22 protein-coding genes and 3 pseudogenes are annotated in these 22,653 nt (G+C 66.9%); 9 read left to right on the plus strand and 16 right to left on the minus strand.

The window, feature by feature from the left end:
* Nucleotides 1–9: 9 nt before the first annotated feature.
* The 4 genes and pseudogenes from BTO20_RS22455 to BTO20_RS22470 form a co-directional block, all read right to left on the minus strand.
* Nucleotides 10–225, minus strand: a pseudogene (locus tag BTO20_RS22455) (flavodoxin family protein); the annotation flags it as partial.
* Nucleotides 226–227: 2 nt separating this feature from the next.
* Nucleotides 228–692: a hypothetical protein gene (locus BTO20_RS22460; RefSeq protein WP_087078333.1), complete on the minus strand. Its 465-nt coding sequence runs from the start codon at nucleotides 690–692 to the stop codon at nucleotides 228–230.
* Entirely contained in the window at nucleotides 689–1,426 is a 738-nt protein-coding gene (dapB, locus tag BTO20_RS22465; RefSeq protein ID WP_087082501.1) for a 4-hydroxy-tetrahydrodipicolinate reductase, read from the minus strand. Before dapB ends, BTO20_RS22460 begins: the two co-directional genes overlap by 4 nt.
* A gap of 128 nt (nucleotides 1,427–1,554) precedes the next feature.
* A pseudogene (locus tag BTO20_RS22470) lies at nucleotides 1,555–2,824 on the minus strand (integrase core domain-containing protein).
* A 145-nt stretch (nucleotides 2,825–2,969) separates the two neighbouring features.
* On the opposite strand from BTO20_RS22470, the gene BTO20_RS22475 reads away from it, so the two are divergent.
* Both BTO20_RS22475 and BTO20_RS22480 read left to right on the plus strand, forming a co-directional pair.
* On the plus strand, nucleotides 2,970–4,355 hold the full coding sequence (locus tag BTO20_RS22475; RefSeq protein ID WP_087078334.1) for an HNH endonuclease signature motif containing protein: 1,386 nt from the start codon (nucleotides 2,970–2,972) through the stop codon (nucleotides 4,353–4,355).
* Nucleotides 4,356–4,401: 46 nt separating this feature from the next.
* Nucleotides 4,402–5,162, plus strand: a pseudogene (locus tag BTO20_RS22480) (META domain-containing protein).
* A 4-nt stretch (nucleotides 5,163–5,166) separates the two neighbouring features.
* On the opposite strand, the gene BTO20_RS22485 reads toward BTO20_RS22480, so the two are convergent.
* Entirely contained in the window at nucleotides 5,167–5,706 is a 540-nt protein-coding gene (locus BTO20_RS22485) for an HTH-type transcriptional regulator AldR (protein WP_087078335.1), read from the minus strand.
* A gap of 69 nt (nucleotides 5,707–5,775) precedes the next feature.
* Between BTO20_RS22485 and ald the strand changes: the two genes are divergently transcribed.
* The 3 genes from ald to BTO20_RS22500 all read left to right on the plus strand — a co-directional run bounded on the left by ald (nucleotide 5,776) and on the right by BTO20_RS22500 (nucleotide 8,195).
* Complete coding sequence (gene ald, locus BTO20_RS22490) at nucleotides 5,776–6,888, plus strand: alanine dehydrogenase (RefSeq protein ID WP_087078336.1); 1,113 nt, start codon at nucleotides 5,776–5,778, stop codon at nucleotides 6,886–6,888.
* 113 nt (nucleotides 6,889–7,001) lie between these two features.
* Complete coding sequence (locus BTO20_RS22495) at nucleotides 7,002–7,568, plus strand: DUF4334 domain-containing protein (protein WP_087082503.1); 567 nt, start codon at nucleotides 7,002–7,004, stop codon at nucleotides 7,566–7,568.
* A gap of 147 nt (nucleotides 7,569–7,715) precedes the next feature.
* Nucleotides 7,716–8,195 carry an Hsp20/alpha crystallin family protein gene (locus BTO20_RS22500; protein WP_087078337.1) on the plus strand — a complete coding sequence of 160 codons (480 nt, stop codon included), beginning with the start codon at nucleotides 7,716–7,718 and terminating at the stop codon, nucleotides 8,193–8,195.
* 3 nt (nucleotides 8,196–8,198) lie between these two features.
* Here the strand turns inward: BTO20_RS22500 and bla are convergent, their stop codons facing one another.
* The 6 genes from bla to BTO20_RS22530 all read right to left on the minus strand — a co-directional run bounded on the left by bla (nucleotide 8,199) and on the right by BTO20_RS22530 (nucleotide 14,823).
* A complete protein-coding gene (gene bla, locus BTO20_RS22505; protein ID WP_087078338.1) occupies nucleotides 8,199–9,074 on the minus strand; it encodes a class A beta-lactamase in 876 nt (291 codons plus the stop codon).
* 42 nt (nucleotides 9,075–9,116) lie between these two features.
* A complete protein-coding gene (locus tag BTO20_RS22510; protein WP_087078339.1) occupies nucleotides 9,117–10,439 on the minus strand; it encodes a M16 family metallopeptidase in 1,323 nt (440 codons plus the stop codon).
* On the minus strand, nucleotides 10,417–12,672 hold the full coding sequence (locus BTO20_RS22515) for a polyribonucleotide nucleotidyltransferase (protein WP_087078340.1): 2,256 nt from the start codon (nucleotides 12,670–12,672) through the stop codon (nucleotides 10,417–10,419). Before BTO20_RS22515 ends, BTO20_RS22510 begins: the two co-directional genes overlap by 23 nt.
* A gap of 287 nt (nucleotides 12,673–12,959) precedes the next feature.
* Nucleotides 12,960–13,460, minus strand: a complete 501-nt coding sequence (lppU, locus tag BTO20_RS22520; RefSeq protein WP_408632122.1) for an LppU family putative lipoprotein — start codon at nucleotides 13,458–13,460, stop codon at nucleotides 12,960–12,962.
* Between the two features lie 10 nt (nucleotides 13,461–13,470).
* On the minus strand, nucleotides 13,471–13,740 hold the full coding sequence (gene rpsO, locus BTO20_RS22525) for a 30S ribosomal protein S15 (RefSeq protein WP_019969736.1): 270 nt from the start codon (nucleotides 13,738–13,740) through the stop codon (nucleotides 13,471–13,473).
* A gap of 96 nt (nucleotides 13,741–13,836) precedes the next feature.
* A complete protein-coding gene (locus BTO20_RS22530) occupies nucleotides 13,837–14,823 on the minus strand; it encodes a bifunctional riboflavin kinase/FAD synthetase (protein WP_087078342.1) in 987 nt (328 codons plus the stop codon).
* A gap of 81 nt (nucleotides 14,824–14,904) precedes the next feature.
* On the opposite strand from BTO20_RS22530, the gene mntR reads away from it, so the two are divergent.
* Both mntR and BTO20_RS22540 read left to right on the plus strand, forming a co-directional pair.
* Entirely contained in the window at nucleotides 14,905–15,612 is a 708-nt protein-coding gene (gene mntR / locus BTO20_RS22535) for a manganese-binding transcriptional regulator MntR (RefSeq protein ID WP_087078343.1), read from the plus strand.
* An 82-nt stretch (nucleotides 15,613–15,694) separates the two neighbouring features.
* Nucleotides 15,695–16,864, plus strand: a complete 1,170-nt coding sequence (locus BTO20_RS22540) for an LLM class flavin-dependent oxidoreductase (protein ID WP_198344024.1) — start codon at nucleotides 15,695–15,697, stop codon at nucleotides 16,862–16,864.
* Between the two features lie 3 nt (nucleotides 16,865–16,867).
* Here BTO20_RS22540 and truB read toward each other — a convergent pair whose 3' ends face one another.
* The 3 genes from truB to BTO20_RS22555 are packed head-to-tail and all read right to left on the minus strand — an operon-like array spanning nucleotide 16,868 to nucleotide 19,403.
* The gene (gene truB / locus BTO20_RS22545; protein WP_087082507.1) at nucleotides 16,868–17,758 is read right to left on the minus strand and encodes a tRNA pseudouridine(55) synthase TruB; all 891 of its coding nucleotides are present in this window, start codon (nucleotides 17,756–17,758) and stop codon (nucleotides 16,868–16,870) included.
* A gap of 26 nt (nucleotides 17,759–17,784) precedes the next feature.
* Nucleotides 17,785–18,447, minus strand: coding sequence for a 4'-phosphopantetheinyl transferase PptT (gene pptT, locus BTO20_RS22550; RefSeq protein ID WP_198344025.1), 663 nt, complete (start codon nucleotides 18,445–18,447; stop codon nucleotides 17,785–17,787).
* Nucleotides 18,447–19,403: a metallophosphoesterase family protein gene (locus tag BTO20_RS22555; RefSeq protein WP_198344553.1), complete on the minus strand. Its 957-nt coding sequence runs from the start codon at nucleotides 19,401–19,403 to the stop codon at nucleotides 18,447–18,449. The genes pptT and BTO20_RS22555 overlap by 1 nt, the downstream gene beginning before the upstream one ends.
* Before the next feature lie 165 nt (nucleotides 19,404–19,568).
* On the opposite strand from BTO20_RS22555, the gene BTO20_RS22560 reads away from it, so the two are divergent.
* Together BTO20_RS22560 and BTO20_RS22565 are read left to right on the plus strand one after the other, a co-directional pair.
* The gene (locus BTO20_RS22560) at nucleotides 19,569–20,153 is read left to right on the plus strand and encodes a DUF3558 domain-containing protein (RefSeq protein WP_029373815.1); all 585 of its coding nucleotides are present in this window, start codon (nucleotides 19,569–19,571) and stop codon (nucleotides 20,151–20,153) included.
* Nucleotides 20,154–20,169: 16 nt separating this feature from the next.
* A complete protein-coding gene (locus tag BTO20_RS22565) occupies nucleotides 20,170–21,813 on the plus strand; it encodes a CocE/NonD family hydrolase (RefSeq protein WP_087078346.1) in 1,644 nt (547 codons plus the stop codon).
* On the opposite strand, the gene BTO20_RS22570 is transcribed toward BTO20_RS22565, so the two are convergent.
* The gene (locus BTO20_RS22570; RefSeq protein ID WP_087078347.1) at nucleotides 21,802–22,374 is read right to left on the minus strand and encodes a DUF1802 family protein; all 573 of its coding nucleotides are present in this window, start codon (nucleotides 22,372–22,374) and stop codon (nucleotides 21,802–21,804) included. The two genes, BTO20_RS22565 and BTO20_RS22570, sit on opposite strands and share 12 nt — an antisense overlap.
* The gene (locus tag BTO20_RS22575; RefSeq protein WP_198344026.1) at nucleotides 22,371–22,637 is read right to left on the minus strand and encodes a DUF2277 family protein; all 267 of its coding nucleotides are present in this window, start codon (nucleotides 22,635–22,637) and stop codon (nucleotides 22,371–22,373) included. The genes BTO20_RS22570 and BTO20_RS22575 overlap by 4 nt, the downstream gene beginning before the upstream one ends.
* Nucleotides 22,638–22,653 lie beyond the last annotated feature (16 nt).

Below are 22,653 nucleotides of genomic sequence, written 5' to 3' on the forward strand. Positions count from 1 at the left end.
GACCAAATAATGCTTGAGCGCACCGCTCATGTAGCCGAGGTTGGCCGGGGAGCCGAGCAGGTAGCCGTCGGCAGCCAGCATGTCGGCCGGCGAGACCGTGAGGGCGGGACGACGCACCACGTCGACGCCGTCGATCTCAGGGTCGGTGGCACCGGCGAGCACCGCCTCGAACATCGCCTGGCAGTACGGCGACGGCGTGTGGTGGACGATGAGCAGCGTCGGCATGGTCACCTACTCTCCTGCATCCGGACGGCGGTGCGCATGGTCTCCCGCGCCCGGCTCCGGTCTCCCGCGTAGTCGTAAGCCCGGGCCAGCCGGTACCAGCGCACCCAGTTGTCGGGATCGGCCTCCAATTCGCCTTTCACGGTGACGAACAGCGCATCGGCCGCATCCCGCTCGACCCGGCCCGACGGGCGGTGCGGCAGGTCGGACACATCGAGATCCATGCCCTGCTCTCGAGCCAGCCGGGCCAGGCGCTGATGCGCGAAGCCGGCCCGCAAGGTGCTGAACAGCACCCAGACGCCGATCAGGGGAAAGACCAGCAGGGCAACTCCGAGTCCGATCGCGGCGGGCTCACCCGACCCGATGAAGACGACCGCGGTGCGGCCCAGCATCAAGAAGTAGACGACCAGCGCCAGGCACATGAAGCCGATCAGCAATTGGATGCGCAGCGACCGCGCGCCATCGGTCACGAGAGGTCGAGCAGTGGCTCAATGCCGATGGTGAGCCCAGGCCGCTGCTGCACGTTGCGTACCGCCAACAACACGCCGGGGACGAACGATGCGCGATCCAGGCTGTCGTGCCGGATGGTCAGCGTCTCCCCCGCCGTCCCGAACAGCACCTCCTGGTGCGCGACCAGACCGGCGAGCCGCACCGAGTGCACCGGGACGCCGTTGACGTCGGCACCGCGTGCACCCTCAAGGCCCGTGCTGGTGGCATCGGGGTTGGGCGGCAATCCTTTTCGCGCCTCGGCGATCAGCTCGGCGGTGCGCGCCGCGGTCCCCGAAGGGGCATCAGCCTTGTGCGGATGGTGCAACTCGATGACCTCGACCGAGTCGAAGAACTTCGCGGCCTGCTTGGCGAACTGCATGCACAGGACCGCGCCGATCGCGAAATTCGGCGCGATGAGCACCGCGACCTCGGGCTTGTCCTTGAGCCAGGCCTGAACCTGGGCAATCCGCTCGGCCGTGAAGCCGGTGGTGCCGACGACCGCGTGAATCCCGTTGTCGATCAAGAACTTCAGATTGTCCATCACCACGTCGGGATGAGTGAAGTCGATGACCACATCGGTATCGGAATCAGTGAAAAGACTCAGTGAATCGCCGACGTCGACGCCGACCGAGAACGTCAGATCCTCAGCGCGTTCCACCCCCAGCACCATCGCCGCGCCGACTTTTCCCTTTGCACCCAGAACTCCAACACGCATGGGTTGCAGCCTACTGCCCGACCCCTCGCCGGCATTCGCGCTGGTCATCAAACAACTTTGGGCGCTGTGGCCCCAGGGGTCACAGCGCGTGGGTGTGATGTCTCAGGACATGGGTGACAGTTGGTGTGTCAGGACATCGGTGACGTATTGGTTCTTTGGGGTCTTGGGCCGCGGGGTCGTCCGTTGCCGACGTATCTCACCCCGGGTGCGGGGCGTGTGTGTTCGATGAGGACTTCGCCGTCCAAGTCGGCCACGGTGATGTTGTCACCGTCAGTGACGACCAAGACCTGCTCACAGGCGCGCCGTCCGTCGACCTTGTAGTTGACCCCGGCGAGCATGAACGTGCCAGCGGTGTTCAGCGTCATGACTCGGGTCCCGGCGGGTAGGTCCTGGGGCTTCGGTGCGGGCCGGTTGCGCTTCGGCTCGGGTTCGGCGAAGAGGGGCTTGGGGCGAGGAGCTTCGGCTTTCGTGGTGGCTTCCCACGCCGTCAGCGGCGTGATGCGCCCGGGCAGGCCCCTGGTGGGGGCGTTCGGTGTTGTAGATGTCGTCGAAGGCATCGACCTGTGCCTGCAGTTCGTCGAGCGTCTCGGCGAGGGGCTGTTTGTCCAGGTAGCGGAACAGGGTTTGGTGAAAGCGTTCATTTTTGCCTTGAGTGGTCGGCTTGTAGGGCTTGCCGGTGATCGCCTGCACCCCCAGGCGTGAGACGTGTTCGACGAGGCGGCCCAGGTATCCGCGCCGCGAAGGATTGAGGGCGATCCCGTGGTCTGACAGCAGCCGTTGGGGCACGCCATGAAGAGCGACGGCCTTGTCGAACACGGTGATCGCGGCCTCGGCGGTCTCAGACCATGCCACGTGGGAGGCGACCGCGTAGCGGGAGTGGTCGTCGATGAGCTGGAAGATCACGCACGTCCGCCCGCCGCTGAGCACGTACGCGGTGGCATCCAGTTGCCAACACGCGTTGGGGGCTGGATAGACAAATCGCCGCCATGCCGAGCGGGGCTTCTTCTTCGGCTCAAGCCGAGCCACGCCGGCCTCACCGAAGATGCGTGCCAGCGACGCCGTCGAGGGAACCAGCCCCAATCCCATCGCGTGCATCTTGTCGTGCACACTGATCGGCCCGTGATCCAGACCGGAGGCCTCCAGGGCGGCCCGCACAGCCACGGCCTGTTGCTTGACCTCATCGCTGAGCTTCGACGGGCTCGACTTCGGCCGTCGAGTCCTCGGTTCGAGCACCGCGGCCGGTCCATCGGTCTCCACGCGTTTACGTAACTCGTAGAACGACTTTCGGGAGATGCCGTGTTCGGCGCAGAACGTCGACACCGCCCCGCGAGGTGCATCAACAGGCCACTGCGAGATGGCAAGGCGAACACGAGGATCGATGGGTTCATTAACGGCCACCGCCAGAGCCTGGGGCCGCAAGTGTCACCACCAAGACCACCCGAACTGTCACCGATGTCCTGACGCAGAACTGTCACCGATGTCCTAAGACATCACAGGTCACAGCGCGTGGGTTCTTGTCGGGGGTCGAATGTATGTTCGAAGCATGGAGGAGCAGGTCGCCGCCGCGCTCGCCGCGTTACGCACCGCGGTCGAGGGGGTGCGGGAGCTGCCGTTCGGGTCACTGTCACCGGCCGAGCTTCTCGACGTGTGCTCGGGAATCCAGGATGCACACAACCTGCTGCCCACCGCCGAGCATGCCGCCATCACCGCCCTGGCCGAGCAGACCACCCCCGCGCAGATCGGGACGAAATCCTGGCCCGAAGCCCTGCGCATCCGGCTACGCATCTCCCACAAGGAGGCCCGCCGCCGCTTCCGCGACGCGATCAACCTCGGACCACGGCACACCCTGACCGGCGAACCCGTCCCGGCACGCCGAGCCGCCACCGCCGCCGCCCAAGCCGGCGGCTGGCTGACCCAGGACCACATCGAGGAATTGGAGACGTTCTTCGCCCACTGCCCCGGCTGGGTCGATGCCCAGCGCCGGCAGCAGATGGAGGAAAAACTGGTCGCCGTCGCCGCGAGCAACTGCCCCGATGTGCTGCACCACGCCATCGCCGAAGCGTTGTACCTGCTCAACCAGGACGGCGAGGAACCCATCGAGGACCTGGCCGCCCGCTCCCGCGGCATCGTGCTGGGCCCCCAGGAACCCGACGGCACCCGCACCATCCGCGGCCGGGTCACCGCCGAGCTGGGCGCCACCCTCGACGCCATCACCGGCAAATGGGCCGCCCCAGGCATGTGCAACCCCGACGACCCGACCCCGTGTACCTCTGGCACCCCCAGCCAAGAACAGATCGACACCGACACCCGCACCGCCCGGCAACGCACCCACGACGCCCTGCTCACCCTGGGCCGCCACGCACTGATGTCCGGCGAACTCGGTCAGCACAACGGGCTACCGGTGTCCATCGTGGTCACCACCACCCTGCAGGAACTCCAAGCCGGCGCCGGGATAGCGGTCACCGCCACCGGCACCAAACTGCCCATCGGCGACCTCATCCGGCTCGCCGCGCATGCCCATCACTACCTGGCCGTGTTCGACACACATGCCAACGTGCCGCTCTACCTGGGCCGCACCAAACGCCTCGCCACACCAGGGCAACGGTTGATGCTGTTCGCCCGCGACCGTGGCTGCACCTGCCCGGGCTGCACCGCCGCGGGCAACCGCAGCCAGGCCCACCACGCCACCCAAGACTTCGCCCACGGCGGCCTGACCGACATCACCGACCTCACCCTGGGCTGCGGGCCCCATCAACGCCTCGTCGGCCCCGGCAAATGGACCACCCACATCAACACCAACGGCCGCTGCGAATGGATCCCACCGGCCCTGCTCGACACCGGCCAATCCCGCATCAACACCTACCACCACCCCCAGCACTACTTCACCGACAACCAAGACGACGACGAAACAGACTGTCCCACACCGTGATTAACACATCCAGGCGCGAGCAGCGCGCGGGTGGTTACGGTGGGGCATGCGCCCATTCCTCACCGCGCTTGCCGCTGCGCTCATCCTTGCCGGCTGTTCCAGTACCGCAGGCGCGGACAGCCCGGCCAGTCCCGCGGGCCGGACTTTCGTGTCGGTCGCGGTCGACGGCGAGCAGATACCGGGCGGCGGCCCGTTGACGGTCGGATTCGACGGAGACCGCATCAGCACGTTCGCAGGCTGCATCACGGTTCGGGCACTGCGGATCTGACCGATGGCCGTATCGTCACGCAATTGGCCAGCACGATGATGGCCTGCCCTTCACCACTCGGCGACGCCGATGCCTGGGTGTCGAAATTCTTCCAAGCCGTCCCGTCCTGGGAGCTCACCGACGACACTCTCACCCTGAAAAGCCCCACCACAACCGTCACCCTGAAGGACAGGAAGGCAGTGGATCCGGACCGGCCATTGACGGGCACCACGTGGCAGGTAGACAGCCTGGTGTCCCCCGATGCCGTGTCGACCTCGGCGGCGTTGGAGCAGAGCAAACCGGTACTGACCATCGCCGCCGACGGCACAGCGACAGGCTCAACCGGCTGCAATCGGTTCACCGGTCATGCCCAAGTTACTGGCAGCACAATCGAATTCGGCCCACTGGTGACCACCAAGATGGCATGCGTGGACGAGGTCGGTGACGTGGAGCAGGCGGTACTGCGGGTACTCAGCGGCCGGGTCCGATCAGCGATCGACGCCGACCAGTTGCGGCTCACCCGAGACGACGGTTACGGCTTGATACTGCGCGCCCAATAGCGGGTTACAGCGGTGACGCACCGCGCAGATGCTCGAAGATCAACGACGTTTGCGTCCCCGCCACATCCGCGTCGGCATTGAGGTTCTCGACCACGAACGCCCGCAGATCATCAGTGTCGCGTGCGGCGACGTGCAGGATGAAGTCGTCACCGCCGGCCAGGAAGTAGACGTCCATCACCTGCGGGCGTTTGCGGATCTGCGCGATGAAGCTGCGGATCTTTCCCCGGGCGTTCGACTGAAGGCTGACCGAGATCATGGCCTGGAGGCCCAGACCCACTGCCGCCGGGTCGATGTCGGTGTAGAAGCCGCGGATGACGCCGATGTCTTGGAGCCGCCGCACGCGGCCGTGACAGGTCGACGCAGCGATCCCGACGGCGTCAGCCAATGCGCTGTTGGAGATCCGCGCGTCGGCATGCAGAGCCAGCAGGATCCGCCGATCCACCTCGTCGAGGCCGGACTGCCGAACATCCTTCGATGAGCGGGCTGTAGCCGTGGTCACATTCGCCGATTCTTCAATCACTTCACCACAGTAACGAATCTTCATCAGAGATATTGCTCATTCTCCGAAGGTTCTTCACACTTGTTTCAGCACACCAACTTTGAAGGAGCGATCATGCTCGTCGGTATCCCGACCGAGATCAAGAACAACGAGTTCCGCGTCGCCATCACCCCGGCCGGCGTCTCCGAACTGACCCGCCGCGGCCACGACGTGATCATCCAGGCCGGCGCCGGTGAGGGTTCGGCCATCTCAGACAACGACTTCAAGGCCGCCGGCGCCGAGATCGTCGCTACCGCCGACCAGGTTTGGGCCGAGGCCGAGCTGCTGCTCAAGGTCAAGGAGCCCATCGAGGCCGAGTACGCCCGCATGCGCAAGGACCAGACCCTCTTCACCTACCTGCACCTGGCGGCCTCCAGGCCGTGCACCGATGCGTTGCTGGCCTCGGGCACCACTTCCATCGCCTACGAGACCGTGCAGACTGTTGACGGCGCCCTGCCGCTGCTGGCCCCGATGAGCGAGGTCGCCGGCCGCCTGTCCGCACAGGTCGGCGCCTACCACCTGATGCGCAGCCACGGTGGCCGCGGCGTGCTCATGGGCGGCGTCCCCGGTGTCGCACCGGCCGAGGTCGTCGTCATCGGCGGTGGCGTCGCGGGCTACAACGCCGCCCGCATCGCCAAGGGCATGGGCGCTCATGTCACGGTGTTCGACCTCAACGTCAACACGCTCCGCAAGATCGACAACGAGACCAATGCCGGCATCGAAACCCGCTACTCGTCGAGCCTGGAGCTCGAGGAGGCCGTCAAGAAGGCCGACCTGGTGATCGGCGCGGTGCTGATCCCCGGCGCGAAGGCCCCCAAGCTGGTCACGAATTCGACTGTGGCCCACATGAAGTCGGGCGCGGTCCTGGTGGACATCGCCATCGACCAGGGCGGCTGCTTCGAGGACTCGCGCCCCACCACCCACGACGATCCCACCTTCGCCGTGCACGACACCGTGTTCTACTGCGTGGCCAACATGCCGGGCGCGGTGCCGCGTACCTCCACGTTCGCACTGACCAACGCCACCATGCCCTACGTGCTGAAGCTGGCCGACAAGGGTTGGCGGGCGGCCTGCGCGAGCGACGCGGCGCTGGCCAAGGGCCTGTCCACCCACGAGGGTGCTCTGCTGTCCGAGCAGGTCGCCTCCGACCTCGGGCTGCCGTTCACCGATCCGGCAACCCTGCTCTGAGAAACTCGCCTCCCATCGCCCGGCCGGCCGTTCATGCTGGCCGGGCGATGACCTTTTGGGCCACCGTCCGCGGCGTTGGCGTTTCTTGACACCTGTCAAGTATGGTGGGCCGCATGCTGCTGCAGGAACTGTTGCCCAGCGTCCCGACGACCACCGATGAAGCTCTGCAGGTCTTCGACGCGGCCGCGGCCGTCGATCCGGCCTTCATGATCGGCACGTGGCATGGCGCCGAAATCCCAACCGGACACCCCATGGACGGCCTCCTTGCCGCCAGCGGTTGGTGGGGCAAGCGATTCGTCGACGCCGAGACCGTTCACCCGCTGCTATTCCCGACGACGAACGGCAAGGCACTGTGGGCGTTGAATCCGGCGTTGGCATTCGGCGGCCTTGGCCTCACTGCGAAACTGCCCGCGAAATTGTCGGCGCCTCGCACCTTGCCGGTGTCCGGTGCGATAGCCGCGCTGCGCCCGGTGCTGCAGACCCGCGCAGCCAAGGCCCGGCTGCGCACCACCCGATACCGCGGCACCGATACCGCGACCATGATCTACGACCAGCTGCCCATCAACGACGTGTTCCGCAGACTGTCCGACGATGCGGTGATCGGCGCGATGGACCTGCGAGGATCGCGCCGGCCCTACTTCTTCGCTCTGTACCGCGACAACTCGCTGCCGCTCGTCTGAGACTCCGCGGCGGCAGATCGCGTATTCACGGTGTTCACCGCACATTAGGCCGGCGGCCCCGCAGCGGTGCTTGGATCGGAAAAGGCAAGCGTCACAGTGCCTTTTCCCCGCGCTTTGCGGCCACCACCAGAATGCGAGGAGTTACCCGTGGTTAATCTGCCCGTCGCACACCAGCCCCGCCCCTTCCTGCCTGAGCTCTCGGAGTTCTTCGCCGGCATCACCCCGTTCGCCAGCCTGCGGCCGATCTTCGAGCGCAACCTGATGCGCATCGAGGACGAGGTCACCGAAGAGCACTACGAGTTGCGGGCCGAGATCCCCGGCATCGATCCCGCCACCGACGTCCACATCACCGTCACCGACGGCCAGCTGACGGTCAAGGCCGAGCGCACCGAGCGGGTCGACATCAACTCGCGCTCCGAGTTCTCCTACGGTTCGTTCCTGCGCACCGTGACCCTGCCTGCCGGCGCGGACGAGGAGGCGATCACCGCCAGCTACGACCGGGGCATCCTGACCGTGCGGGTTCCGCTCTCACAGAACCCGTCGGGCGCCCGGCAGATCGCCATCCAGGACGTCGAGGATCAGGTCGCCGAAATCGCTCCTGCCGCAGGCGAATTCCACGGCGAGTAACTCTCAGAGCAACGCCGGCACGAGCAGTGCCGTCAGCTCGCCGATGAGCGGTCGCAGGTTGACGGCCTTCGGGTCGTCAGCCCGCGACCGTGTCATCACCGCGAGCAGCAGCCGCTGACCGTCCGGGCCGTAGGCGAGACCGACGTCGTTGGTGCTCCCGTAATCACCGCTGCCGGTCTTGTCGGCACTCGTCCAGCCGGCGGGCAACCCGGCCCGCAGGCTCGACGTCTCATTGCCCCGCATCCAGTCTTCGAGCTGCTGACGCTGCGGCGGGCTCAGCACGTCGCCAGCCAACAGTGCGCGATATCCGGCGCCGAGAGCCGCGGGAGTCGAGGTGTCCCGCGGGTCGCCCGGGATGGCCGAGTTCAAGGCCGTTTCCCAACGGTCCAGGCGGGTGCGATCGTCACCGATGCTGCGAGCGAACGCCGTGATACCCGGTGGCCCGTCGATCATCTTCAGCAGCAGATTGCCCGCCGTGTTGTCACTGTGCTGCAGTGCGGCCTGACACAGTTCGCCGATCGACATGTCGGCGCCAGTCCGCTCTTCGGTCACCGGAGAGTTGGCGACAATGGCGCTCGGATCGATGAAGATCCGGGTGTCCAGCGCCAACTGTCCTCGGTCGACGAGTTGCAGCACGCGACCGGCAGCGTAGCCCTTGAACGTCGAACACACCGCGAACGTCTCGTCAGCCCGGTGGGCCACCGTGCGATCCGAATCCAGATTGGCGGCGAACACGCCGATCAACGCGTTGTTGCGCTTCTCAAGGCCGGCAATCTGGTCGTCCGGCGGCGCTGCCGAGGCCACCGGTGCCGCGATGCCGGCCACAGCCACCGCCGCCAGCGATCCGATCAGTACGTTGCGCCGCGAGAGTCCAGTCATCGACGCCAGCCTAGCCGATCAACTCGCGCCGGCCATGACTCGCTAACCGGCGATTGCTTGAAGCCTTTGCGGCAGAGCCAGTTCCGACGGACCGAGCACGGCCGCGCCGTATTCCCGGGTCAACAGCCGGCGCGCGACGGCGTTGACCTCGTCAAGCGTGACGGCCTCGATCTGGGCCAATGTGTGCTCCAGGCTTCGGTGTTCACCGTAGTTGAGTTCACTGCGGCCGATCCGGTGCATGCGGGACGCCGAATCTTCCAACCCGAGCACCAGGCCGCCCCGCAGCGATCCCTTGGCGATGCGGCATTCGTCGGCGGTGATGCCGTCGCGCGCAACAGTTTCCAACACGTCGGTGGTCACCCGGACCACCTCGTCGAATCGCTCGGGCTGGCATCCGGCGTACACCGAGAACGCGCCGCTGTCGGAGAAGGTGTCCACCGTCGAGTACACCGAGTAGGCCAGTCCCCTGCTTTCCCGAATCTGTTGGAACAGACGGGAACTCAGACCGCCGCCGAGGGCGGTGTTGAGTACCGAAAGCGCCCACCGGTGCTCCCAGTGTCGCCCGGGGGTCCGCACACCCATCGACAGATGGGTCTGCTCGCCGTCGCGTTCGATCAACTCCAGCACCGGACGCCCGGTGACCCGACCCGCACCCTTACGCGGCGGGATCGCGTCGCGGCCGGACACCAGCTTCGGGCCGAAATGTTCCTTGACCAGCGCCACCACCACGTCATGGTCGACGTTGCCGGCGACCGCCACCACCATGCGGTCGGGGGTGTAGCGCCGAATGTGAAACGAATGCAACTGCGCCCGAGTCATTTCCGTGATGGACTCGACGCTGCCGATCACCGGTCGTCCCACCGGGTGGTCGCCGAACATCGCCGTCAGGAAGACATCACCCAAGGTGTCCTCGGGGTCGTCGTCGCGCATGGCGATCTCTTCGAGCACCACGTCGCGCTCGACTTCGACATCGTCGGCAGCACAGCGGCCACGCAACACCACGTCCGCGACGAGGTCGACCGCCAATTCGAGGTCGGTGTCGAGCACGTGTGCGTAATAGCAGGTGTGCTCGCGTGCGGTGAATGCGTTCAGCTCACCGCCGACGGCATCGACGGCCTGCGCGATCTGTACCGCGCTCCGCGACGGCGTCGCCTTGAACAGCAGGTGCTCCAGGAAGTGGGCGGCACCCGCGACGCTACGACCTTCGTCGCGGGAACCGACACCAACCCACACCCCGACGGATGCGGAACGCACCGACGGGATGTACTCCGTGACCACCCGCAGTCCGCCGGGCAACGTGGTCCGGCGGACCTGCGAGGTATCCAGTGTCGACGCCTTGCGATCAGGCTTCGGCGGGCGCGGCATCAGCAGGTGCGGCCGGGGTCGCTTCTGCTGCTGTTTCCTCTTCAGCCACCAGAACCAGCGAGATCTTGCCGCGGTTGTCGATATCGGCGATCTCGACCTGCAGCTTGTCGCCGACCTTCACCACGTCCTCGACCTTGGCGATGCGCTTGCCGCGGCCCAGCTTCGAGATGTGCACCAGACCGTCGCGACCCGGCAGCAGCGAGACGAACGCACCGAAATCGGTGGTCTTGACCACGGTGCCGAGGAACCGCTCGCCGATCTTGGGCAGCTGCGGGTTGGCGATCGCATTGATCTTGTCGATCGCGGCCTGCGCGGACGGGCCGTCGGCAGCACCGACGAAGACCGTGCCGTCGTCCTCGATGGAGATCTGCGCACCGGTCTCCTCGGTGATCGAGTTGATCATCTTGCCCTTGGGCCCGATGACCTCGCCGATCTTGTCCACGGGCACCTTGATGGTGGTGATCCGCGGCGCGTACGGGCTCATCTCGTCGGGACGGTCGATGGCCTCGGCCATCACCTCGAGGATGGTCAGCCGCGCGTCCTTGGCCTGGCTCAGCGCGCCGGCCAGCACCTTCGACGGGATGCCGTCGAGCTTGGTGTCCAGCTGCAGCGCGGTGACGAAGTCCTTGGTTCCGGCGACCTTGAAGTCCATGTCACCGAAGGCGTCCTCGGCTCCGAGGATGTCGGTCAGCGCGACGAAACGGCGTTCCGTCTTGCCGTCGGTTTCGACGTCGTCGGACACCAGACCCATGGCGATACCGGCCACCGGAGCCTTCAGCGGCACACCGGCGTTGAGCAGCGCGAGCGTCGAGGCGCAGACCGAACCCATCGAGGTGGAGCCGTTGGAGCCCAACGCCTCGGAGACCTGACGGATGGCGTAGGGGAACTCCTCGATGCTCGGCAGCACGGGCACCAGGGCCCGCTCGGCCAGTGCGCCGTGGCCGATCTCGCGACGCTTGGGCGAACCGACACGGCCGGTCTCACCGGTCGAGTACGGCGGGAAGTTGTAGTGGTGCATGTAGCGCTTGGTGGTCTCCGGGCCGAGCGAGTCGATCTGCTGGGCCATCTTGATCATGTCCAGCGTGGTGACACCCATGATCTGGGTCTCGCCTCGCTCGAACAGCGCACTGCCGTGTGCCCGGGGCACCACGGCCACCTCGGCCGACAGGGCGCGGATGTCGGTGATGCCACGGCCGTCGATACGGAAGTGATCGGTCAGGATGCGCTGGCGCACAAGCTTTTTGGTCAGCGACCGGAACGCGGCGCCGATCTCTTTTTCCCGGCCGGCGTAGGTCTCGGCCAGCCGCTCCAGCACCTCGACCTTGATCTCGTCGGTGCGGTCGTTGCGCTCGTTCTTACCGGCGATGGTCAGCGCCTCCGACAGGGCGTCGGTGGCCACCGATGCGACCGAGTAGTAGACGTCCTCGGCGTAGTCAGGGAAGACCGGGTAGTCGCCGGTCTCCTTGGCGGCGGCATCGGCCAGCTCCTGCTGAGCGGCGCACAGCACCTTGATGAACGGCTTGGCGGCCTCCAGGCCCTCGGCGACGACGGCCTCGGTGGGCGCCTGCGCGCCACCGGCCACCAGCTCGATGACCTTCTCGGTGGCCTCGGCTTCGACCATCATGATCGCGACGTCACCGTCTTCGAGTACGCGCCCCGCGACGACCATGTCGAACACGGCCTTCTCGAGCTGCTCGACGGTCGGGAACGCGACCCACTGGCCGTCGATGAGCGCGACGCGGGTGCCGCCGACCGGGCCGGAGAACGGCAGACCGGCCAGCTGCGTGGACGCCGACGCAGCGTTGATGGCCAGCACGTCGTACAGATCCTTCGGATCCAGGCTCAGCACGGTGACCACGACCTGGATCTCGTTGCGCAGGCCGTCGACGAACGACGGGCGCAGCGGACGGTCGATAAGGCGGCAGGTCAGGATCGCGTCGGTCGACGGACGGCCCTCACGGCGGAAGAATGAGCCGGGGATCCGGCCCGCGGCGTACATGCGCTCTTCGACGTCGACCGTCAGCGGGAAGAAGTCGAAATGGTCCTTGGGGTTCTTGCTGGCGGTGGTGGCGCTCAGCAACATGGTCTCGTCATCGAGGTACGCGACGGCCGAGCCGGCGGCCTGCTGGGCCAGCCGTCCGGTCTCGAAGCGGATGGTGCGGGTGCCGAAGGACCCGTTGTCGATGACGGCGGTGGCTTCGAACACACCGTCTTCAAGTTCAACTGCAGACATTTAGTCCGGTGGCCTCTCTGATTCACTCAGTCGTTTGTTTCGCGTCGTCACGCCGGCGAACACCACAGACCCGGATACGGCTACGGCCGTCGATCGAAGCGGCCGGACACACCCCACTGAAGGGGACTCCCGGCGGCCACTACCGAAGACCGCCCGATCGAGCGGGTCCTATGTGACTCGCAGGAACGGCGCCCGCGGATATGCAGGTACCGCACCCATGTTCGAATAGCTGTCGAACGCACTCATGGTACACGGCAGCAACAGCCAGATTGCCATCGTGGCGCTGCTTACGCCACGTCCTCCACGCACACGGTGAACTGCCGCTGCGGGTACGGATACCCGATGCCGCTCCCGCACTGATCGACCGCGGAGACATCCCGCAGCACCTGGCTGACCCGTTGCCGGTGTGGCGCAGCAGAATCCGCGCAATCCACCCGAACCGGATCTGTTCTGTGTTCCGGGTCGATGCTCATGCAGCCACCGAGCACCCAGTCGATGTCCATGCAGACCGTCTGCGATTCGTCGCTGAATGCACTGTTCAAGGTGTACGACGAGTCCACGTCACTCGGGCAGGCGCCGCTGCCGGTCACCGTGGAAACCACCTTGTAGTTCGACTCCGGGCTGCCGCACACGGCCTCACTTGCATCCGGATAGCGGGCGGTCCCCCCGATCTTGAGGCAGTCTCCCGCCTGCATGTCGGCCGCTGACGCGCGCGAACAGCTGGGCAGGACAGCTACAGCCAGAACGGCGGCCGTCCCGATGAGGACGGCCGCCGGTACTGATGGCATGTAAGCCGCGTCAGCGACGCAGCCCGAGGCGCTCGATCAGCGAGCGGTAACGCTCGACGTCGACCTGCGCCACGTACTTGAGCAGCCGGCGACGCCGACCCACGAGCAGCAGCAGTCCGCGCCGCGAGTGGTGGTCGTGCTTGTGTGCCTTGAGGTGCTCGGTCAGGTCCGAGATCCGCTTGGTCAGCAGCGCGACCTGTGCCTCCGGCGAACCGGTGTCGGTCTCGTGCAGGCCATAGGAGCCCAGGATCTCTTTTTTCTGCTCGGCGGTAAGCGCCACGAAATAAACTCCATCAAATCGGTCCGCGAACAAATTCTCGACACAGCCACCGCGGCCTGCAGCATGTGCCGGATCGCGGGAAAGTCTAGCAGTGAATCACTGTGCAGCGAGAATCGCCCGAGCGCGGTCGGTGTCGGCCGTCATCGCCACCACCAGGTCGCCGACCGCATCGAACTTCTCCTGACCGCGGATACGGGCCACGAAGTCGACCGCGACGTGCTGACCGTAGAGATCGGCGTTGTTGTCGAGGATGAACGCCTCCACCGTGCGTGTGCGCCCGGAGAACGTGGGATTGGTGCCGACGGACACGGCAGCCTGGTACCGCTCTCCTGGGACCACCGTGCCCAGCACCGGCCCGTGGCCCAGCACGGTGAACCATGCCGCGTACACGCCGTCGGCGGGGATCGCCGAGTACATCGGCGGGGCCACGTTGGCGGTGGGAAAGCCCAGCACCCGGCCGCGGCCGTCGCCGCGCACCACCACACCCTCGACACGATGCGGACGTCCCAGCGCCTCGGCCGCCGCGACGACGTCACCGGCGTCGACACACGACCGGATGTAGGTGGACGAAAAGGTGACGCGCTCGTCGCGGTGTTCGGGGTCGAGACTCTCGGTGACCAGCGACATCGACTCGACCGCGAAGCCGAACCGCTCACCGGCGGCGCGCAGCATGTCGACGTTGCCCGCGGCCTTCTTGCCGAAGGTGAAGTTTTCCCCCACGACCACCTCGACCACGTGCAGGTCCTCGACCAGCAGCTCGTGGATGTAGCGCTCCGGGGTGAGCTTCATGAAGTCCGACGTGAACGGCATCACGAGAAAGACGTCCACCCCGAGTTCTTCGACCAGTTCGGCGCGCCGGGTCAGCGTGGTGAGCTGAGCCGGATGGCTGCCCGGGAACACCACTTCCATCGGATGGGGGTCGAAGGTCATCATCACCACCGGTATCCCGCGGGACCGACCCGCTTTCACCGCATGGCTGATCAGCTCGGCGTGTCCACGGTGCACACCGTCGAACACCCCGATCGTGACCACACATCTGCCCCAGTCCGTGGGGATCTCGTCCTGCCCACGCCAGCGCTGCACAGCCCTCAGCCTACGGCCCGCCCGCGCCACGGTCTGCTCTAGATCCCCAGATCAGGTGACGATTGCCTAAACTTCCTCACTGTGAGTCCAGACGGTAACCATCGCGACCTCTCGACGGTTGCCCAGGACTATCTGAAAGTCATCTGGACCGCCCAGGAATGGTCGCGGGAGAGGATCAGCACAAAACTGCTGGCCGAGCGCATGAACGTATCGGCCTCAACGGCATCGGAATCGATTCGCAAGCTCGCCGACCAGGGCCTGGTCGACCACGAGAAGTACGGCGCGGTGACGCTGACCGAGGCTGGGCGCTGCGCGGCCCTGGCGATGGTGCGTCGGCACCGACTGATGGAGACCTTCCTCGTCCAGGAGCTCGGCTACGGCTGGGACGAGGTGCACGACGAAGCCGAGATCCTCGAGCACGCGGTGAGCGACCGGATGCTGGACCGCATCGACGCCAAGCTGGGTTACCCGACGCGCGACCCGCACGGCGATCCGATCCCGGCCGCCGACGGCCGGGTGCCCACCCCGCCGGCCCGCCAGCTCTCGGCCTGCCAGGACGGCGACGCCGGCACGGTGGCGCGGATCTCCGACGCCGATCCGGAGATGCTGCGGTACTTCGACAGCGTGGGCATCAGCCTCGACTCCCGTTTGCGCGTGCTGGCCCGCCGGGATTTCGCGGGAATGATCTCCGTGGCGGTCGAGCAGCCGGGCGCTGTGTCCAGCTCCGACGCCGAAGTCACCGTCGACCTGGGTAGCCCTGCGGCAGAAGCGATCTGGGTCGTCGCCTGATCAACCGGCGCGGGCTCTAGCCGGGATCAGCGCGATTTTTAGTCGTGCTTTGCGCCCGCATCCCGACGAAGATCGACTCCTTGTGAGCGTCACATTGCACTGGTTCCTGCCCACCTACGGCGACAGCCGCCACATCGTCGGCGGCGGTCACGGCATACCCGCCGGCGCCGCTCATAGTGATCGCGACGCCAGCATCGACTATCTGGCGTCGATCGTGCGGTCGGCCGAGACTTTCGGATTCACCGGGGCGCTGATCCCCACCGGCGCCTGGTGCGAGGACGCGTTCATCACCGCCGCCCTGCTGGCGCGCGAGACGACGTCCCTGGCCTTCCTGGTGGCGTTCCGTCCCGGATTGGTCAGCCCGACACTGTCGGCGCAGATGGCCGCCACCTTCGCGCGCCACGCGCCGGGCCGCATCCTGCTCAACGTCGTCGTCGGCGGCGAAGCCCATGAACAGCGGGCCTTCGGCGACCACCTGGAAAAGGACGCCCGCTATCAGCGCGCCGATGAATTCCTCGACGTGGTGCGCCGACTCTGGGCCGGTGAGACCGTGACTCACCGCGGCGAGCACGTCGACGTCGAGAGTGCCTCGCTGGCGCTGCCCCCGACGCCCGTGCCCCCGCTGTACTTCGGCGGGAGTTCCGCCGCGGCCGGCCCGGTCGCGGCGCGGCACGCCGACGTCTATCTGACCTGGGGTGAGCCGCCCGAGGCCGTGCGGAAGAAGATCGACTGGATCCGGTCGCTGGGTGAGGAACAGGGCCGCAAGCTGCGGTTCGGCATCCGGCTGCACACCATCTCCCGCGACACCTCCGAGGAGGCATGGGCCCAGGCCGGCCGGCTGATCGCCGCGCTCGACGAGGACACCGTACGCAACGCGCAGGCCGGGCTGGCCCGCAGCCAGTCCGAGGGCCAGCGCCGGATGCTCGCCCTGCACGAAGCCAACCGCGCCAACGGCAGCTGGACCGACGCGCACAGCCTGGAGATCGCGCCCAACCTGTGGGCAGGCGTCGGCCTCGTGCGCGGCGGGGCAGGTACCGCCCTGGTGGGCAGCCACACCGAGGTCGCAGACCGCATCGCCGACTACGCGGCGATCGGTATCGACGAGTTCATCTTCTCCGGCTACCCGCATCTGGAAGAGCTGTACTGGTTCGGCGAGGGTGTCGTGCCGATCCTGCGCAAGCGCGGGTTGTTCGGCGCCGCAGCAGATCTCGCGGCACCGGCATCGATCCCGTTCGTCGGCTCGGCCAGGTAGCGGCTACAGAGTCGCCGGGCGCAACACCACGACGGATTTGGTGCGCGACGGGCCATCCTCCAGCAGTGCGATGACCCGACCGTCGGGTGCGGTGGCCGCGTACACACCGTCGATGCCTGCCGGCTTCAACGCCCTGCCGTGTCTGGTGTCCTCGGTTTCGTCCGCATTCAGATCGCGGCGGGCAAAGCCGACCAGGCAGGCCTCGTCGAGTGAGTAACTCAGCCGCGCCTCGTCGGCGAGGTCGTCGAGGGTGCGCGCCTCGTCCAGTCCGTAGCGCCCGACCCTGGTGCGCCGCAAGGCCGTCAGGTGACCACCGACGCCGAGCGCGGTCCCCACGTCGCGCGCGAGTGCCCGGATGTAGGTGCCCGACGAACAGGCCACGTCGACGTCCACGTCGATGAAGTCGGCGACGCGCCGGACCGCGAGCACATCGAACCGGTCGATACGGACCGGCCTGGCAGCCAGTTCGACAAGCTGGCCCTCGCGGGCGAGCTTGTAGGCGCGCTGGCCGTCGACCTTGATCGCGCTCACCGCCGACGGCACCTGCTGGATCTCGCCGCGCAGCGCCGCCACCGCCTCGGCGATCTGCGCATCGGTGACGGCTGCGGCCGAGGCCGTCTGCAGCACTTCGCCTTCGGCATCCTCGGTAGTGGTTGTCTGCCCCAGCCGGATGGTCGCGCTGTAGGACTTGTCGGTCGCGGTCAGCAGACCCAGAATCTTGGTGGCCCGCTCGATCCCGACCACCAGCACGCCGGTGGCCATGGGATCCAGGGTGCCGGCGTGGCCGACCTTGCGGGTACCGAACAGCCTGCGGCACCGGCCCACCACGTCGTGGCTCGTCATGCCCGCGGGCTTGTCGACGATCACCAAGCCGGGATCTGGATTGCTCCTCACGTGCGCGGGATCTGGAATCGGCCGGCTCACAGCACGATCGCCGTCAGCGTCACACCGTCTCGGACCGACCAACGGCCCTGCAACGCGGTAAGTGGCGGACCATGTTCAGCGGCCGGATCGATGAGGATCTCGGACCGGAAACCACCGGTGGTACCGGAATCGTCCACCGCGAAGGTGATGTGCGCATCCTCGAAGCCCAGCCAGCGGTGCGTCAGCGGGAACCACGCCTTGTAGGTTGCCTCCTTGGCGCAGAACAGGATTCGATCCCAATGCAAGCCGTCGGGCAACGCGGTGAGCTCGGTGCGTTCGGCAGGAACGGTGATCGCGTCGAGCACCCCGTTGGGCAGCACGTCATGCGGCTCGGCATCGATCCCGACCGACCGCACGTCGGAAGTGCGACCCACGACCGCGCCGCGGAATCCCCGACAGTGCGTCAGACTCCCGACCACACCGTCGGGCCAACACGGTTCGCCCTTGTCGCCCTTGAGGATCGGGACCGGGCCGATGCCCAACTCCCGCAGCGCCTGGCGCGCACAGTAGCGCACGGTGACGAACTCGTTGCGGCGCTTGGCCACCGAGCGCGCTATCAGCGGTGCCTCTTCCGGCAGCGGCAGCAGACCCGGTGGGTCGTCGTACAACTCGGCAGAGGCGACGACACCGGGCAGCACCTCGCCCAACAGTGTCCCCATCACACCCGCCTCGAGTTGATCCGGTCCTGCATCTGCTTGGCATGAGCCCGCATCTCCGCGGTGATCTCGAAGTGACCGCCGAACTCGTTGAGATAGCCAGGCGCATACCGGGGCTCGGGCAGGATCTGCCGCAGCCACCGGTACGGCTTGCGGCGGCGCCACTCCCGCGGGTAGCCGACCGACACCTCTTCGAAGCGCACGTCGTCGTACCAGGTGGTGCGCGGGATGTGCAGATGCCCGTAGACCGAGCACACCGCGTTGTAGCGCGTATGCCAGTCCTTGGTCGCAGTGGTGCCGCACCACAGCGAGAACTCGGGATAGAACATCGCGTCGCAAGGTTCACGAACCAGCGGGAAGTGGTTGACCAGCACGGTCGGCGTCACCCAGTCGAGGTCTTCGAGCTTCTCGCGGGTTTGCTTGACCCGGTCGCGGCACCACGCGTCGCGGGTCGCGTACGGCTCACACGACAACAGGAACTCATCGGTGCCCACCACGTTGCGTTCCCGCGCGACCGCCAGCCCCTCGGCCTTCGTCGCAGTACCTGCGGGCAGAAACGTGTAGTCGTACAGCAGGAACATCGGCACGATGGTCGCCGGGCCACCCTGCTCGTTCCACACCGGAAAAGGATGTTCGGGTGTGACGATGCCCATCTGGTCGCACATGTCGACCAGGTAGTCGTAGCGGGCCCGGCCGAAGATCTGCATCGGATCTTTGTTGGTGGTCCACAGCTCATGATTGCCGGGCACCCAGATGACCTTCGCGAAACGCTTCCGCAGCAGATCCAGGGCCCAGCGGATCTCGTCGGTGCGCTCCCCCACGTCGCCCGCCACGATGAGCCAGTCATCGGGCGTGGAGGGATAGAGCGACTCCGTGACCGGCTTGTTTCCGGTGTGGCCGGTGTGTAGGTCGCTGATCGCCCACAGAATCGGCTGCCGGTCCCTCGACTCCTGGTCCATCACCACGGTTGCATCACCACAACGGACCAGCCTAACCGCGCGGCGGGGTGCCACCCGCCCTCCCGGACTAGAACAGGTTCTCGTTTATGGTCGAGTCCGTGGTCGCTGACCGCTACACTCCCGGCAAGCCGGGGAAGATTCTGACCAATTCTGCGAGGGGGTTCGATGGCCGCCAGGGTGCGCCTGCTGTCAGCACTATGTGCGCTGGTGGCGGCGGTGGTCGTGGTGCTGCAGACCGGGACGTCAGCGGGGTCGGGTACCGGCACACCGCAGCTGAACGTGACCGATCTGCCGATGACCAACGTGTCCACGACGATCAAATGGCCGGTCATCGCAACAACCGACCCCTCGCCGTTCGATCCGTGCAACGACATCCCGCTCGACGTGATCCAGCGGATCGGGCTGGCCTACACACCGCCGGCCCCGGAGGACAGCCTGCGCTGCCATTACGACGCGGGCGATTACCAGATGGCGGTCGAGGCGTTCGTCTGGCGGACCTATGAGCAGACCATTCCGCCCGACGCCGTGGAACTCGACATCGATGGGCACCGCGCCGCGCAGTACTGGATCATGAAGCCCACCGACTGGAACGATCGCTGGTGGGTGACCTGCATGGTCGCGTTCAAGACCAGCTACGGGCTCATCCAGCAGTCGTTGTTCTACTCGCCGATCAAGTCCCCCGACCGCCCGGACTGCCTGCAGGTGAATATGCAACGGGCCCACGAGCTGGCCCCGTACTACAAATTCTGATTTGTAGCCTGGTGCGGTGACGGAATTCCGCCGGCACGTCGGCAAGGCGGTCAGCCGCCTGCTGGGCCTGCCACCCCACGAAACGTCTTACACCGTGCGGCACGGACTGCGGGTGCCGATGCGCGACGGCGTCGAGCTGGTCGCCGATCACTACTCGCCTGACACCGCGACACCGGCGGGCACGCTGCTGGTCCGCGGACCCTACGGCCGCAGGTTCCCGTTCTCCGCGGTGTTCGCCCAGGTGTATGCCGCTCGCGGCTATCACGTACTGCTGCAGAGTGTGCGCGGGACGTTCGGCTCGGGCGGCGAGTTCACCCCGATGGTCCACGAGATGGCCGACGGCGCCGACACAGTCGCGTGGCTGCGCGAGCAACCCTGGTTCACCGGCTCGTTCGCCACCGTCGGATTGTCCTATCTCGGTTTCACCCAGTGGGCCCTGCTGACCGATCCGCCGCCGGAGATGAAAGCCGCCGTGATCACCGTCGGCCCCCACGATTTCAGCGAGTCGGCGTGGGGCACCGGATCCTTCACCCTCAACGACTTCCTCGGTTGGAGCGCGATGGTGGCCCGGCAGGAGGAGCCAGGTCTGGTGCAGGCCTTGGCCCGTCAGGTCCGCGGCCCCGCGGAGCTCGCGCGGGCCACCGCCGGATTGCCGATGGGCGCGGCCGGCCGCAAGCTGCTCGGCAGCGGCGCCCCCTGGTTCGAATCGTGGCTGGAACATCCCGACCCGGAGGATCCGTTCTGGGACAGCCTGCGGTTCACCGAGGCACTCGACCGGGTCGAGGTGCCCGTCCTGTTGCTCAGCGGCTGGCAGGACCTGTTCCTGGACCAGACGCTGCAGCAGTACCGGCAACTGCGTCGGCGCGAGGTACCGGTGGCGTTGACGATCGGACCCTGGACTCACACCCAGCTGCTGACCAAGGGCCTACCCACGGTGATCGGCGAATCGCTGGCGTGGCTGGACACTCACCTCGCCGAACGTCGCGATACCCGCCGGGCCACGGTGCGTGCCTACGTCAACGGATTCGACTGGGTGGACCTGCCCGATTGGCCACCGGCGATGCCCGAGCACGAGCTGTTCCTGCAGCCCACCGGGCGGTTGTCGGAGCGGCCGCCGGTCCCGACCGCGCCGTCGTCGTCATTCGTGTTCCACCCGGCCAATCCCACCCCGACGATCGGTGGCCGGCTGCTGGCGCGCGAGGCCGGGTACCGCGACGATACGCAGCTGGGTCGTCGGGCCGACGTGCTGGCCTATACCGGCGACCCGCTGCCCGCGGATCTGTACCTCGTCGGCACCGCGGTGGCCGAACTCGAGCACAGCTGCGACAACCCCAACAACGATGTGTTCGTCAGGATCAGCGAGGTCGACGCCAAGGGCCGCTCGCGCAACGTCACCGAGGCGTTCGTCCGGCGCACCGAGCAGTCGGGTCGGCTGCGCATCGAATTCGACGCTGTCGCACACCGGTTCGCCGCCAGGTCGAGGATCCGCCTGCTGGTGGCCGGCGGATCGCATCCGCGCTTCGCCCGCAACCTCGGTACCGGCGAGCCACCGATCTCCGGTTCCCGGCTGGTCCGCGCCACCCACACTGTGCGGCACGGCGACGGCGGCGTGTCCCGACTGCTGCTGCCCGCCGGCCCGCGGCCCCCGTCAGCCGACTGAGGCCCGCACCCGCTCGGCGATGCGCTGCAGCGTCGCGTCGTCGTGCACGGGTCCGTCCTCGTGGGCCCCTCGCGTCCGCAGCGCGGTGTCGTCGGATGTGAGATCCACCCAGCTCTTGCAGCCCGCGAATGCCGGCACACGCACCAACTCGACGGGTGCGATCAGCGGCCTGGCCTGAACCACCAGAACCGTCAGCCGGTGCTTCGGGCGGAAATCCAGCCTGTCGGCCTGCACCGAATCGGCGGTCCAGATGTGCAGGTCGGCGATCTGCTCGATCGCCTCAGGGCGGTTGACCTCAATGGCGGCAATCACTTTCGCCGCGGCCCGGATGGTGACAGCCGTTTCGGTGCTGTCGGCGGCAGCGAGCGCGAGCAGATCACGGTGTTCAGGGCGGACCCGCTCGCGGTGGCTGTGCGCGACGGTCGGGAACAACAGGAACTCGGGTGCGGCGACCGCGAACCGCTTCTCGCCGATGCCGCCCTTGCGCAACAGGACTGTTTGTCGGCCGTCAAGCAGCGCATGCACCGCTGCGCTCCACTCCTTGAGCGCAGGAGAACTCACCGCGCCGCCAGGCGAGCCTGCACTTCCGGACGACGCAGCGGCGGAACCGTCTTGGGTGGCTGCCGGCGTGGCGCCAACCCGTCCAGCAGCCGCGTGGTGGTCGCGGCGACCTCGGCGACAGCCGCCTCGAACGCCTCGACGTTGACACCGGCCGGTCGGGTGATACCGCTGACCTTCCGGACGTACTGGCGCGCAGCGGCCTCGATCTCTTCGGCTGTGGCGGCGGGTTGCAGGCCACGCAGTTCCGTGATGTTCCGGCACATGAGACACACGATAGAT

It is taken from the genome of Mycobacterium dioxanotrophicus (assembly GCF_002157835.1).
Taxonomy (GTDB): Bacteria; Actinomycetota; Actinomycetes; order Mycobacteriales; family Mycobacteriaceae; genus Mycobacterium; species Mycobacterium dioxanotrophicus.

What these genes read in the sequence shown, in the direction of transcription:
- dapB (WP_087082501.1), bottom strand. Translation starts at nt 1,426, where the DNA reads ATGCGTGTTGGAGTTCTGGGTGCAAAGGGAAAAGTCGGCGCGGCGATG.
- BTO20_RS22475 (WP_087078334.1), top strand. Translation starts at nt 2,970, where the DNA reads ATGGAGGAGCAGGTCGCCGCCGCGCTCGCCGCGTTACGCACCGCGGTC.
- BTO20_RS22485 (WP_087078335.1), bottom strand. Translation starts at nt 5,706, where the DNA reads ATGAAGATTCGTTACTGTGGTGAAGTGATTGAAGAATCGGCGAATGTG.
- ald (WP_087078336.1), top strand. Translation starts at nt 5,776, where the DNA reads ATGCTCGTCGGTATCCCGACCGAGATCAAGAACAACGAGTTCCGCGTC.
- BTO20_RS22495 (WP_087082503.1), top strand. Translation starts at nt 7,002, where the DNA reads ATGCTGCTGCAGGAACTGTTGCCCAGCGTCCCGACGACCACCGATGAA.
- bla (WP_087078338.1), bottom strand. Translation starts at nt 9,074, where the DNA reads ATGACTGGACTCTCGCGGCGCAACGTACTGATCGGATCGCTGGCGGCG.
- BTO20_RS22510 (WP_087078339.1), bottom strand. Translation starts at nt 10,439, where the DNA reads ATGCCGCGCCCGCCGAAGCCTGATCGCAAGGCGTCGACACTGGATACC.
- BTO20_RS22515 (WP_087078340.1), bottom strand. Translation starts at nt 12,672, where the DNA reads ATGTCTGCAGTTGAACTTGAAGACGGTGTGTTCGAAGCCACCGCCGTC.
- lppU (WP_408632122.1), bottom strand. Translation starts at nt 13,460, where the DNA reads ATGCCATCAGTACCGGCGGCCGTCCTCATCGGGACGGCCGCCGTTCTG.
- pptT (WP_198344025.1), bottom strand. Translation starts at nt 18,447, where the DNA reads ATGGGGACACTGTTGGGCGAGGTGCTGCCCGGTGTCGTCGCCTCTGCC.
- BTO20_RS22555 (WP_198344553.1), bottom strand. Translation starts at nt 19,403, where the DNA reads ATGGACCAGGAGTCGAGGGACCGGCAGCCGATTCTGTGGGCGATCAGC.
- BTO20_RS22560 (WP_029373815.1), top strand. Translation starts at nt 19,569, where the DNA reads ATGGCCGCCAGGGTGCGCCTGCTGTCAGCACTATGTGCGCTGGTGGCG.
- BTO20_RS22575 (WP_198344026.1), bottom strand. Translation starts at nt 22,637, where the DNA reads ATGTGCCGGAACATCACGGAACTGCGTGGCCTGCAACCCGCCGCCACA.